10 protein-coding genes are annotated in these 12246 nt (G+C 72.9%); 6 read left to right on the top strand and 4 right to left on the bottom strand.

Features of this window, described 5'->3' with window-relative positions; genetic code table 11:
* The first annotated feature begins 1 nt into the window (after position 1).
* Positions 2-1138: a glycosyltransferase family 2 protein gene (locus ACWPOB_RS05565; RefSeq protein ID WP_455400164.1), complete on the top strand. Its 1137-nt coding sequence runs from the start codon at positions 2-4 to the stop codon at positions 1136-1138.
* Positions 1139-1146: 8 nt separating this feature from the next.
* Here ACWPOB_RS05565 and metF read toward each other — a convergent pair whose 3' ends face one another.
* Positions 1147-2115: a methylenetetrahydrofolate reductase [NAD(P)H] gene (metF, locus tag ACWPOB_RS05560; protein WP_170914097.1), complete on the bottom strand. Its 969-nt coding sequence runs from the start codon at positions 2113-2115 to the stop codon at positions 1147-1149.
* Between the two features lie 181 nt (positions 2116-2296).
* On the opposite strand from metF, the gene ACWPOB_RS05555 reads away from it, so the two are divergent.
* From ACWPOB_RS05555 to ACWPOB_RS05540, 4 genes are all read left to right on the top strand, one after another.
* Entirely contained in the window at positions 2297-3370 is a 1074-nt protein-coding gene (locus ACWPOB_RS05555) for a polyprenyl synthetase family protein (RefSeq protein WP_455400163.1), read from the top strand.
* On the top strand, positions 3370-4902 hold the full coding sequence (gene crtI / locus ACWPOB_RS05550) for a phytoene desaturase family protein (RefSeq protein ID WP_455400162.1): 1533 nt from the start codon (positions 3370-3372) through the stop codon (positions 4900-4902). Before ACWPOB_RS05555 ends, crtI begins: the two co-directional genes overlap by 1 nt.
* Positions 4903-5018: 116 nt before the next feature.
* Positions 5019-6599: an alpha-(1->6)-mannopyranosyltransferase A gene (locus tag ACWPOB_RS05545; protein ID WP_455400161.1), complete on the top strand. Its 1581-nt coding sequence runs from the start codon at positions 5019-5021 to the stop codon at positions 6597-6599.
* On the top strand, positions 6596-7504 hold the full coding sequence (locus ACWPOB_RS05540; protein WP_455400160.1) for a phytoene/squalene synthase family protein: 909 nt from the start codon (positions 6596-6598) through the stop codon (positions 7502-7504). The genes ACWPOB_RS05545 and ACWPOB_RS05540 overlap by 4 nt, the downstream gene beginning before the upstream one ends.
* Before the next feature lie 10 nt (positions 7505-7514).
* On the opposite strand, the gene ACWPOB_RS05535 is transcribed toward ACWPOB_RS05540, so the two are convergent.
* A complete protein-coding gene (locus ACWPOB_RS05535) occupies positions 7515-7886 on the bottom strand; it encodes an Rv2175c family DNA-binding protein (protein ID WP_455400159.1) in 372 nt (123 codons plus the stop codon).
* 306 nt (positions 7887-8192) lie between these two features.
* Here ACWPOB_RS05535 and pknB point away from each other — a divergent pair, with 306 nt between their 5' ends.
* The gene (gene pknB / locus ACWPOB_RS05530; RefSeq protein WP_455400158.1) at positions 8193-10214 is read left to right on the top strand and encodes a Stk1 family PASTA domain-containing Ser/Thr kinase; all 2022 of its coding nucleotides are present in this window, start codon (positions 8193-8195) and stop codon (positions 10212-10214) included.
* A 29-nt stretch (positions 10215-10243) separates the two neighbouring features.
* On the opposite strand, the gene ACWPOB_RS05525 is transcribed toward pknB, so the two are convergent.
* Positions 10244-11629 (bottom strand): class II 3-deoxy-7-phosphoheptulonate synthase, encoded by a 1386-nt coding sequence (locus ACWPOB_RS05525; RefSeq protein ID WP_100058227.1) that lies wholly within the window; start codon positions 11627-11629, stop codon positions 10244-10246.
* Positions 11630-11732: 103 nt separating this feature from the next.
* Positions 11733-12224, bottom strand: a complete 492-nt coding sequence (locus ACWPOB_RS05520) for a polyadenylate-specific 3'-exoribonuclease AS (RefSeq protein WP_100058226.1) — start codon at positions 12222-12224, stop codon at positions 11733-11735.
* Positions 12225-12246 lie beyond the last annotated feature (22 nt).

The raw sequence follows: 12246 nt of genomic DNA, 5'->3' as shown, positions 1-12246 counted from the left end.
GATGCGGGCGCTGGTCGGGGTCGTCCGCGCCGGGGCCGCCGCCGCGACGCTGGGAGCTGCCGTCGCCGTCGCCAATCGCCTCACCCTGCCCCGGCTCGCCCCCGGCGGTGTGGTCGACGAACCGGTGACCGTGATCGTCCCGGCCCGCGATGAGGCCCGGCGCCTGCCGGACCTCGTCGCGGATCTGCGGGCCCAGCGGGGTCTGCGCCGGCTACGGGTGGTGATCTTCGACGACGACTCGGCCGACGGCACCGCGGAGGCGGCCCGGCTGGCAGCCGGGGACGATCCCCACGTCACGGTGATCCGCTCGACGGCGCCGCCGCCGCCCGGCTGGACGGGCAAGGCCGCGGCATGCGCCCGCGCGTACGCGGCCACCGATCCGTCCGGCGTGGTCGTCTTCGTCGACGCGGACGTGCGGTTGGAGCCGGGCGCGGTGGCGGCAGCGGTGACGCTGCTGCGGGACCGGCGGGCCGACCTGCTCACCCCGTGGCCCTTCCAGCGGGCCGGCTCCGCCGCCGAACAGCTCGTGCAGCCGCTGCTGTTCTGGTCCTGGTTCGCGACGGTGCCGGTCGCGGTGTCCCACCGCTCGAGCCGGCCGTCGACCGCGGTCTCGTGCGGCCAGTTCCTGGTGTTCGACGCGCCGGCGTATGCCTCTGTCGGCGGGCACGTCGCGGTCGCGTCCAGTCCCACCGAGGACCTCGACCTCGCCCGGGCACTGCGCCGGGCCGGGCGGCGCACGATGGTGGCCGCGGCCGGCAACGTCGCGTCCTGCCGGATGTACGAGGGCGCTGCGCCGCTGCGGGCCGGGTACACGCGCTGGCTGTGGTCGGCGTTCGGCCCGCCCGTCGGATCCGCTGTGGTGCTCGTCGCCGCGGCGGCGACCTACGTGCTGCCTCCCGCGGCGGCCCTCCTCGGCCGCGGACCGGTCCGCCGCTGGGGGGTGGCCGGCACCGCCGCGGCTGTCGTCTCCCGGACCCTGGCCCGTGCGACCGAACGCGGCGGTGACCCCGGACCGTCCGACGTGGCGGCCGCACTCACCCACCCGTTCGCGGTGTGCGGGTTCGCGGCGCTGACGATCGACTCGCTCCGCGCGCGGCGCGCCGGCCGGCTCGGTTGGAAGGACAGGCCTCTGCCCTGACCGCTCGGTCAGACCGCCGTGGGCACCGCGATGCCCAGCCGGGCCAGCACTTCGCGGGTGGCCCGGGCGAAATTCAGGGTGATGAAGTGCAGGCAGGGCGCACCCTCGGCGATGAGCCGCTCGGCCATCTCGGTGGCGACGTCGATGCCCACCTCGCGCACGGCGGCGCGGTCCTCCTCCGGGCCGTTCCCGGCGGCCCGGACGAGGCGCTCCTCGAGCGCGGCCGGCAGCCTCGACCCGGAGAGTTCGAGGCTGCGCCGCGCGGTACGCAGCGACGTGATCGGCATGATCTCCGGAATGATCGGCTTGGCGCCCTGCTCCGGGTCGTAGGCCACGACCCGGTCCCGCAGCCGCAGATAGTCCTCGACGTCGAAGAACATCTGGGTGATCGAGTACTCGGCGCCGGCGCGCAGCTTGTGGACCAGGTACCGCGTGTCGTGCTCGAGGTCCGGGGAGCGGTGGTGCCCCTCGGGGAACGACGCCACCCCGACGTGGAAGTCACCGAGGTCGCGGACCAGCCGAACGAGTTCCTCGGCGTACTCGAGGCCCTCCGGATGCCTGGTCCATTCGCCCAGCGGGTTGCCCGGCGGGTCGCCGCGCAACGCCAGGATGTTGGTGATGCCGCGATCGGCGTATGCGCCGACCATGGCGCGCAGTTCGTCGATGCTGTGCCCGACGGCGGTCAGGTGTGCCACCGGCAGGAGCGTGGTTTCCTGCGCCAGCTGACCGGTGACCCGGACGGTGCGGTCGCGGGTGGAACCGCCCGCTCCGTACGTCATCGACACGAAGGCCGGGCCGAGGCGCTCGAACTCGCGCACGGCGCGCCACAGGCGCGCCTCCGCGTCGGCGTCGCGCGGCGGGGAGAACTCCACCGAGAACGGGATCCGTGCGCCTCGGGGCGCACGGAGTCGGTCCACCACCGACGGCGTACGGGATTCTCCGCCGCCGTCCGGCCCGCTGTCGGAATCGAAAGTCACCCGACCAGCATAGGGGCACGTCGGAGCGGGCCGAACCGGGGCAAGCCCCGCGACCGCCGGATAGGGTGGGCTCGGGTGTGCCCGGCGCCTTTCGGGCTCGATCCGTGGCCGCACCCACCGTCGCCCGACGGGCCCGTCCACACACGACCAGGAGGACGCCCTGTTCACCGGATCCGAACCCGTGCCCGCCGCCTTGTTCCCCGATCTCGTCGAGGGCGCCCTGCGCGACTTCTTCGTCTCCCGGATCGAACTCGTGGAGCCGATCGGCGGCGGCTACCCCGAGGCCGTCACGGCACTCGAATCGTTCGTGCTGCGAGGCGGCAAGCGGGTACGCCCGGCGTTCGCGTGGAACGGCTGGCTCGGGGCCGGCGGCGACCCGTCGGGGCTCGACGCGCCCGCGGTGCTGCGGGTCTGCTCCGCACTCGAACTGGTGCAGGCCTGCGCCCTGGTGCACGACGACATCATCGACGCGTCCACCACCCGGCGCGGCTTCCCGACCGTGCACGTCGAGTTCGCCGACCGGCACCGCGCATCGGGCTGGCGCGGCCGGCCCGAGCAGTTCGGTGCCGCCGTGGCGATCCTCCTCGGCGATCTCGCTCTGGCCTGGGCCGACGACATGGTGCGGGAGGCGGGACTGGACCCGGCCGCGACCGCGCGGATCGCACCGGTGTGGTCGGCGATGCGCACGGAGGTCCTCGGCGGGCAGTTCCTCGACATCGCCGGAGAGGTGTCGGCCGACGAGTCCGTCCCCGCGGCGATGCGGGTCAACCGGTACAAGACCGCCGCGTACACGATCGAACGGCCGCTGCACCTCGGCGCGGCCCTCGCCGGTGCCGACGACGCGCTGATCACCGCCTACCGGGAATTCGGCACCGACATCGGGCTCGCCTTCCAGCTTCGCGACGATCTGCTCGGGGTGTTCGGGGATCCGGAGGTCACCGGCAAGCCGTCCGGCGACGACCTGCGCTCGGGCAAACGGACGGTGCTGTATGCGCTGGCCCTGGAATCCGCCGACGCCCGTGACCCCGGCGCCGCGCGGTTGCTGCGCGAGAGTATCGGCTCGGACCTGTCCGACGCGGACGTGGAGAGGCTGCGGACGGTCATCACCGAGCTCGGGGCCGTGGACCGGGTGGAACGCCGCATCGCCGCGCTCACCGACGCCGCGCTGGCGACCCTGGACGGCTCGGGCGCGACGGACGAAGGCAAAGCCCGCCTGCGGGCGGCGGCGCTCGACGCGACGCGGCGGGCCGCCTGATGCGCACCGTGACCGGCGCGGAGCGGGTCGTCGTGGTCGGGGCCGGACTGGCCGGGCTCTCGACCGCGCTGTACCTGCTCGGCGCGGGCCGGAAGGTGACCGTCCTCGAGCGCGAGGCGACCGTGGGCGGGCGGGTGGGTGTGCACGCCGGGCCCGGATACGAGATCGACAACGGGGCCACGGTGCTCACCATGCCGGAGCTCATCGCGGATGCCCTGGCGGCGGTCGGCGCCGACTTCGAGTCCGTCACCCCGGCGGTGCGGCTGCGGCGGCTCGCCCCCGCGTACCACGCCCGGTTCGCCGACGGCACGACCCTGGACGTGCACACCGATCCGGACGCGATGGTCGCCGAGGTCACCCGGGTGTGCGGAGCCGAGGAGGCACAGCGCTACCTCCGGCTGCGCTCCTGGCTCGCCGAGATCTTCGACGCCGAATTCGACCGGTTCATGGCCGCGAACTTCGACTCCCCCCTCGACCTGGTCGCCTCCCCCGCGGCGGCGCGTGACCTGGCGACGCTGCTCCGCCTGGGCGGGTTCGGCCGGCTCGGGGCGCAGGTGAACCGCCGGATCACCGACCCGCGGCTGCGCCGGGTGTTCACCTTCCAGGCCCTGTACGCGGGCGTCGCGCCCGCGCGGGCCCTGGCGGTGTACGGCGCCATCGCCCACATGGACACCTCCCTCGGCGTGTACGCGGTGGAGGGCGGCATGCGGGTGCTGGCCCGCGCCATGGCCGACGCGATCGTCTCTGCAGGCGGCGACCTGCGCCTCGGCACCGAGGTCACGGGCCTCGACTTCGACGGTCGGACGGCCACCGCCGTCCGCACCGCCTCGGGCGAACGCGTCCCGTGCGACGCCGTGGTGCTGAGCCCGGACCTTCCCGTCGTGGACACGCTGCTGCCCCCACGCCGGCGGCGACGCGTGCTCGCGTCGCCGTCGGCCGTGGTGCTGCACGGAAGCGTGCCGTCCGCCGTCGCCGCGCAGTGGCCCGCCACGCACCACCACACCATCGACTTCGGTGCGTCGTGGGAGGAGACGTTCGCCGAGATCAGCGCGGGCCGGGGCCGCGGCCGGCTGATGAGCGACCCCTCGCTGCTGATCACCCGGCCGGCGCTGAGCGACCCGGGTCAGAGGTTCCTCCGCGACGGTGTGCCGCACGAGCCGCTGTCGGTGCTCGCGCCCTGCCCCAATCTGGACAGCGCCCCGTACGACTGGTCCGCTCTGGCCGACCCCTACGCGGCCGAGCTCCTCACCGTCCTCGGCCGGCGTGGATACGGCGCCGTCGCCGACGAGTTCCGCATCGACCACATCGACACCCCGGCCACCTGGCAGGCCAGGGGCATGCTTGCGGGCAGCCCGTTCTCCGGGGCACACGTCTTCCGGCAGACCGGACCCTTCCGGCGACGGAACCTGGACCCGCGCCACCCCAACGTCGTGCTCGCGGGATCCGGAACCGTGCCGGGCGTGGGCGTGCCGACGGTCGTGCTGTCGGGCCGGCTCGCCGCCGAGCGGCTCGGCGTACGCGCCTCGCGGTGAGCGGTGGACCGCCGGCGGCCGCGGCTGAACTAAACTGTCACCTCGTTCACCTGTCCGCCCGCGCCGCGCCCGGGCCCCGCACCGTCCACGACTTCCCGGGGGAGGAACTCGCAACCATGTCGTCCCCTGCCCCTTCCGACGCTGCACCACAGCATCCGTCGGAACCGCAGCCTCCCGCCTCGCCGCCCGCGCGGAGCAGACCCGGCGACTTCCTGCGAAGCCCGGCCGGCAACGCCGGCCTGCTGGGTGCGCTCGGCGCCGCATTCGTCACGTTCGGTGGCTTCGGTGCGGGCAGCGTCCGGCGGGAGGACCCGCTGCTCGAGGACCTGTACCTGTCCTGGTTGCGGTTCGGGCACGGCCTGCTGCTCTCGACGATCTTGATCTGGGCCGGCGTCCTGTTGATGATCGCCGCCTGGGTACGGCTGGGCCGGAGCACCCTCGCCGGGCATGTGACGCTGCGCGAGCTGTGGACGGTGCTGCCCATGTGGGTGGCACCGCTGCTGGTGGCCTCGCCGATGTTCAGCCGCGACGCCTACTCCTACCTCGCCCAGGGGGCGATGCTGCGCGACGGCTTCGACCCCTACCTCGACGGTCCGGTCGTCAACCCGGGCGTCCTGCTGGACAACGTGAGCAACGTGTGGAAGACGACCACCACCCCGTACGGTCCGGTGCATCTGCTGCTCGGTGCCGGCATCACGTCGCTGACGGGGGACGACGTCGTCACCGGCACCTGGTTGCTGCGGCTGACGATGCTGCCGGGTCTGGTGCTCACCGCGTGGGCGGTGCCGAAGCTGGCGCGCCGGCTCGGCGGCAACCCCCGCATCGCCCTCTGGCTGGCAGTGCTCAACCCGCTGATCCTGATTCATCTCATCGGCGGTGTCCACAACGAGATGCTGATGGTCGGTTTCATGATCGCCGGCATCGTGCTCGTGCTGGAGGGCCGGCACGTCGGAGGCATCGCACTCGTGTCCGTCGGTGCGGCCGTCAAGGCGTCGGCGGGCATCGCCCTGCCGTTCCTGGTGTGGATCTGGATTCTGCACGAACGTGACCGGGCCCGGGCGCAGGGCCGCGAACCGGCCGCGCCGATCGTGCTGTTCATGAAGACCGCAGGTGCGGGGCTGCTGGTGTTCGCGGCCGTGTTCGGAGCGGCCTCGGCGCTCGCAGGCGTCGGTATCGGCTGGCTGACGGCCCTGTCCGGCTCCTCGAAGATCATCAACTGGCTGTCGCTGCCGACGATCATGGCGCACGCGGTCACGTGGTTCACGCCCTGGCAGCTGGGGTCCATCCTCGACGTCACCCGCATGCTCTGCGCCGTGGCCCTGGTGGTGATCATGGTGGTGACGTGGTGGCGGTTCCGGCACACCGAGCGCGACGCCGTGCTCGGGATCGTGATCACGCTGACCGCGATCACGGTGCTCTCGCCGGCCGCCCTGCCGTGGTACTACTCGTGGCCGCTCGCGGTGGCCGCGGGCTTCGCCCTGTCGACGACCACGTTGGCAGTGCTCGTCGGTCTGTCCAGCTGGCTGATGCTGATCTTCAATCCCGACGGCTCGATCGGCATGTACAACCTTGCCCATGTGATCCTGGCGATCGTCGTCTCGGTGATCGCCGCCGTGTCGCTGCGCACCGTCGACCCGCTGCGGCTGCGCGCGCGGCGCGAGCCGCCGATCACCGCCGTCTCCCCGGATCCGAGGTGACCGTGACCGAGACCGACGCGGGATTCCGCTACTGCGAGGAGCTGGCGGCCACGCACGGCCGGACGTACTACCTCGCCACCCGCCTGCTGCCCCGCCCGCGACGGTCGGCGGTCCACGCCCTCTACGGGTTCGCCCGCCTCGTCGACGACATCGTCGACGTGACCGCGGTCGACGACCCGGCCGGCGCGGCGCTGCAGGTGACCGCGACGGAGCGCCGGCTGCACGCCGCGCTCGCCGGGGATCCCGGACCGGCGGACGCCACCGGGTTGGTGGTCGGGGCGCTGGCCGAGACGATCCGGCGCTACGAGCTGCCGCTGGATTACTTCGAGGCGTTCGTCCGGTCGATGCGGATGGACATTCCCGGCACGCCCGAGTTCCGGGCCCGCTACGACGACATGCCGCAACTGCGGGAGTACATGTACGGCTCGGCGGCGGTCATCGGGCTGCAGTTGCTGCCGGTGTTCGACGTGGCCGACATCGACGCGGCCGCACCCTACGCCGCGGCGCTCGGGGAAGCCTTCCAGCTCACGAACTTCATCCGCGACGTGGGTGAGGACCTCGACCGGGGGCGCACCTACCTGCCGGCCGACACGTGGGCCGCGTTCGGGGTGGACGTCGCGCTGCTCGAGCACGGCCGGCGCACCGGCGGGATCCCGGACCCGCGGGTGCGCCGCGCACTGGCCCACTTCGTGGCGCTGACGCGCGCGGAGTACCGCCGCGCCGAGCCCGGTCTGGCGCTGCTGCCGGACCGGATCCGGCCCGGCATCCGCACCGCCTTCGAGCTGTACGGAGGAATCCTCGACGAGGTCGAGCGCAGCGGGTACCGCGTCCTCGACGTGCGCGCCGTGGTCCCCACGCGGCGCCGAGCGCGGGTCGCGCTGACACAGCTGGCCCGCCTGCGCTGAGCCGCCGGAGTCAGTAACCGAGCGCCTGCGCCCGGCGCATGACCTCCCGCCTCGCGTGGGTGTGCATCGCCGCCGCCGGGGAGCCGCCCGCGAGCGTGTCGTCCTCCCGGAACATCCAGGTCAGGATCTCGTCGTCCCGGAATCGCCCGTCGTGCAGCACTGCGATGAGTCCGGGGATCCCCGTGAGGATCTGGCCGTCGTCGTCGAAGAACGCCGCCGGCACGGCCAGCACGCCGTCCCGCTTGATCGCCAGCAGCTGGCGGTCGCGCAGCAGCTGGTGGACCCGGGTGATCACCAGGCCGAGCTGCTTCGCCACGTCGACCAGTTGCAGCACGGGTACGGAGCGGTCGAGGACGTCTTCGCTGTAAGGGATGGCACTCACGCCGCTAACGTTATCGGGTTCGCGGCGGCGGCCACGACGGGCCGTCGGGTGATCCCCGCGGCGGGCCGCGCAGTGTCACCGCGGCGGGCCGCGCAGTGTCACCGCGGCGGGCCGCGCAGGTGTCACCGCGGCGGGCCGCGCAGGTGTCACCGCGGCGGGCCGCGCAGTGTCACCGCGGCGGGCCGCGCAGGTGTCACCGGGTGGTTCGTGCGCTGGCTACGATCGACAGAGGCGAACCCGGCGGCCCGACCCGTCGCACGCCGCACCTACGCAGGAATCGACGGCATGAACACGGGGGTACACCGGGTGAGCTCTGGAGGCGACCGCCTGATCGGCACGGTGCTCGAACGGCGCTACCGCGTCGAGGCACCGATCGCCCGTGGCGGCATGTCCACCGTGTACCGAGGCACGGACCTGCGGCTCGACCGTCCGGTCGCGGTGAAGGTCATGGATCCGCAGTTCGCGGCCGATCCTCAGTTCCTTGCGCGGTTCGAGTTCGAGGCGCGGTCGGTGGCCCGGTTGACCCATCCGGGTCTGGTGGCGGTGTACGACCAGGGGCAGGACGGGGACCATGTCTTCCTGGTAATGGAACTCGTCGAGGGCGGCACGCTGCGCGAACTGCTGCGCGAGCGGGGCCCGATGCCGCCGCACGCGGCGGCCGCCGTCGCGGCGCCGGTGCTGGGGGCGCTGGCGGTGGCGCACCGCGCCGGCCTGGTGCACCGCGACGTCAAGCCGGAGAATGTGCTGATCTCCGACGCCGGGGAGGTGAAGATCGCCGACTTCGGACTCGTGCGCGCGGTCGCCGCGGCGACGACGACGTCGCGCAGCGTCATCCTGGGTACCGCCGCCTATCTGTCGCCGGAGCAGGTGACCACGGGCACCGCCGACGCACGCAGCGACGTGTATGCGACCGGGATCCTGCTGTTCGAGATGCTCACCGGGCGCACCCCGTTCACCGGCGACACGTCGCTCTCGGTGGCCTATCAGCGGGTCGACAGGGATGTCCCGGACCCCGGTTCCCTCATCGACGGGGTCCCGGAGCAGTTCGACGAGCTGGTCCGGCACGCCACCGAGCGGGAGCCGGGTGAGCGGTTCCCGGACGCCGCGGCGATGGCCGCCGCGCTGAGCGACGTCTGCGACGTCCTGGCGCTGCCCCGCTACCGGGTGCCCGCACCGCGGCGGTCCGCGCAGCATCTTTCGGCCGTCGCGGAACCGGCGACGGCCGCGGTGGATCCGGCGCCGCCGACCGTGGCGGTGCGCGCCGCGGCTCCACCCTCGCGGCCGCTCCCCCCGCCCGCGATGCCGTCGCCGGGACCGGCCGCCCAGCTCGCCCCTGTGGCCCCGCAGCACACGAAGGTCGTCACCCAGCAGCATCCGCGTGCCGAGCTGTCCGGGTCGCAGGCCGAGCCTGCCCAGGTCCCGGTAGCCGATTTCGCCGCCGAGCGCCGACGTAACCGGCGGACGACGCTGCTGTGGCTGCTGGCGATCCTGGTGCTGGCCCTGGCCGTCGGTTTCGGCGGATGGTGGCTCGGGTCCGGGCGGATGACCACCGTGCCCAGCGTGCTCGGGGCCGATCGGGACACCGCGCTCGCGGCGCTGCAGGCGGCCGAGGTGACTCCCGAGGTGCGAGGCGAGTACTCCGACGACGACTCCGTCGACACCGTGCTCGGTACCGACCCGGAGGCGGGCAGCCGGGTCGCCCGGGGTGACGAGGTGGTGCTGCTCGTCTCGCTGGGCCGGCCGACCGTGCCCACCATCGTCGGTGGCGGCGACCGCGACGTCGTGGAGCAGGAACTGCGCAACCGGACCCTTGTCCCCGTGGACGGCGGCACCGCCTACAGCACGGCCGTCGAGGAGGGCGGGGTCGCGGCCCTCGATCCGGCACCCGGCACGGTCCTGCCGGTGGGAGCGGAGGTCGCGGTGATCGTCAGCAAGGGGTCACCGCCGGTGGATGTGCCCGACGTCGCGGGCCGCACGGTCGACGAGGCCCGGCGGGCCCTGGACACGGTCGGCCTCACGGTGCGCGAGACGCGGGAGGTGTTCGACGCGGAGGTCGACGCGGGACGGGTGGCGGGCACCGACCCGGCGGTCGGGAACCGGGTCAACGCCGGCGGCAGCGTCACGCTGCTGGTGTCGAACGCGGTGAAGGTGCCCTCGCTGCTGGGCCGCACGGTCGCCGCGGCACGCGACGAACTCGGTCGGCTGGGGCTGAACGTGGAGGTGCGCCAGTTTGCGGGCTCCGACCGTTCGGTGGTGATCGGTCAGAGCCCGGGTGCGGGCGACCGGGTCGAGCCGGGCGGCACGGTGACTCTCACCGCACTGCCCTGAGACCCCGAGACCCGGCCGCTCCGTGAGGGTCAGCCGCGGAGCATCTCCGCGACCAGGAACGCCAGCTCGAGCGACTGCTGGGTGTTCAGGCGCGGGTCGCACGCGGTCTCGTAACGGCCGTGCAGGTCGATGTCGGAGATGTCCTGTGCGCCGCCGAGGCATTCGGTGACGTTCTCACCGGTGAGTTCGATGTGGATGCCGCCCGGATGGGTGCCCAAGGCGTTGTGCACCTCGAAGAAGCCCTGCACCTCGTCGACGATCCGGTCGAAGTGCCGGGTCTTGTAACCCGTGGACGCCTCGTGGGTATTGCCGTGCATCGGGTCGCACTGCCAGATGACCTGGTGACCGGTCGCCTGCACCTTGGCGATGATCGGGGGCAGCAGATCGCGCACCTTCGCGTGCCCCATCCGGGAGATGAGGGTCAGCCGGCCCGGCTTGTTGGTGGGATCGAGCCGCTCGACGTACTCGGCCGCCATCTCGGGCGTGGTGCTGGGGCCGATTTTCAGGCCGATCGGGTTGGCCAGCAGCTCGGCGAAGGCGATGTGGGCGCCGTCGAGCTGGCGGGTGCGGTCACCGATCCACAGGAAGTGCGCCGACAGGTCGTACAGCCGGGGGTGCCCGTCGGTGTTGTCGAGCCGGAGCATGGCCCGCTCGTAGTCGAGGACCAGCGCCTCGTGGCTGGCGTAGATGGTGGCGGCCTTCAGGTTGGGATCGACGACGCCGCACGCGTCCATGAAGCGCAGGCCGCGGTCGATCTCGGAGGCGAGGGCCTCGTACCGCGCGCCGGCCGGGGAGGATGCGACGAACTCCCGGTTCCAGTCGTGCACCCGGTGCAGGTCCGCCTCGCCGGCGGCGGTGATGGCCCGGACCAGGTTCATCGCGGCGCTGGCGTTGGCGTAGGCGCGGATGAGCCGGGACGGATCGTGCGCACGCACGGCGGCATCGGCGACCAGCGAGTTGATCATGTCGCCCCGGTACGACTGCAGCCCGAGCGCGTCGATGTCCGACGACCGCGGCTTGGCGTACTGTCCGGCGATCCGCGCGACCTTCACGACCGGCAGCGACGCGCCGTAGGTCAGCACGACGGCCATCTGCAGCAGCGTGCGGATGTTGGCCTTGATGTGCGGCTCGGTGTTGTCGGCGAAGGTCTCGGCGCAGTCACCGCCCTGGAGCAGGAAGGCTTCGCCCCGCGCGACCGCGGCGAGGTGGTTCTGCAGCTCCTCGACCTCGCGGGCCACGGTGATCGGCGGCACGCTCTCGAGCACGGTACGCATCGCCGATGCCTGGTCCTCGGGCCAGCTCGGCTGCTGCAGGGCGGGCTTGGCCAGGGCCGCGTCCAGCCTTTCGCGCAGCTCGGCGGGGAGCGGCGGAAGGGTCGGCAAGCGGTCGATCGGCACATCGACAGTCCAGTTCACACCACCAGGATATGGCCCCGGCGAGACGAGGGACACGCACCCCCGGGTGGGTCGATGCCACACCCCGTCCCGCCGACCCCGTCCGGCGGCCGCGGCGCCCGGTTCAGCGGTACAGCCGTGCGGCCTCGATCGCCTCGAACTTGGCGAGGTTGTGACGGGCGTCGGCGAGGGCGTCGTGGTTGTCGTCCGGCACCGGCGGCAGAGGAGGCTTGCCGTGCTGCTCCCAGTGCTGGCGCAGCTCACGGGTGAATTTGGGCAGCGCGTCGGGCAGTTCCGGCATGGTCCCCCAGAGCTGGACGAGCGCGACGTGGTCGTAGGCCCCGAGCCAGGCCCACAGCTCGGGCTGGATGCCCGGCCGCGGGATCAGGAAGGACATCAGGTCGTCGCGGATGCGGGTCCGGGACTTCCAGGCGGGATGCGCCGGGGGCGGCAGCTTCGGCAGCACGTGCCGCCGCACCCAGGTCCCGGCCCGCTCGGGGTCGAACTCCGTCGACACCGCATAGAATTCGCGCCCGTCCTCGCAGGCGACACCGATCGACACGAGCTCGATGGTGCGACCATCCTCGATGAACTCGCAGTCGTAGAAATAACGCACGTGCGCACATTATGCCCGGCCG

Source organism: Rhodococcus sp. 2H158 (genome assembly GCF_053764755.1).
The sequence above is the reverse complement of the archived record's forward strand: the minus strand, read 5'-3'. Positions and strand labels throughout refer to the sequence as shown.

Coding starts and splice junctions, on each gene's coding strand:
- crtI (WP_455400162.1), top strand. CDS start 3,370: ATGCGCACCGTGACCGGCGCGGAGCGGGTCGTCGTGGTCGGGGCCGGA.
- ACWPOB_RS05545 (WP_455400161.1), top strand. CDS start 5,019: ATGTCGTCCCCTGCCCCTTCCGACGCTGCACCACAGCATCCGTCGGAA.
- ACWPOB_RS05565 (WP_455400164.1), top strand. CDS start 2: ATGCGGGCGCTGGTCGGGGTCGTCCGCGCCGGGGCCGCCGCCGCGACG.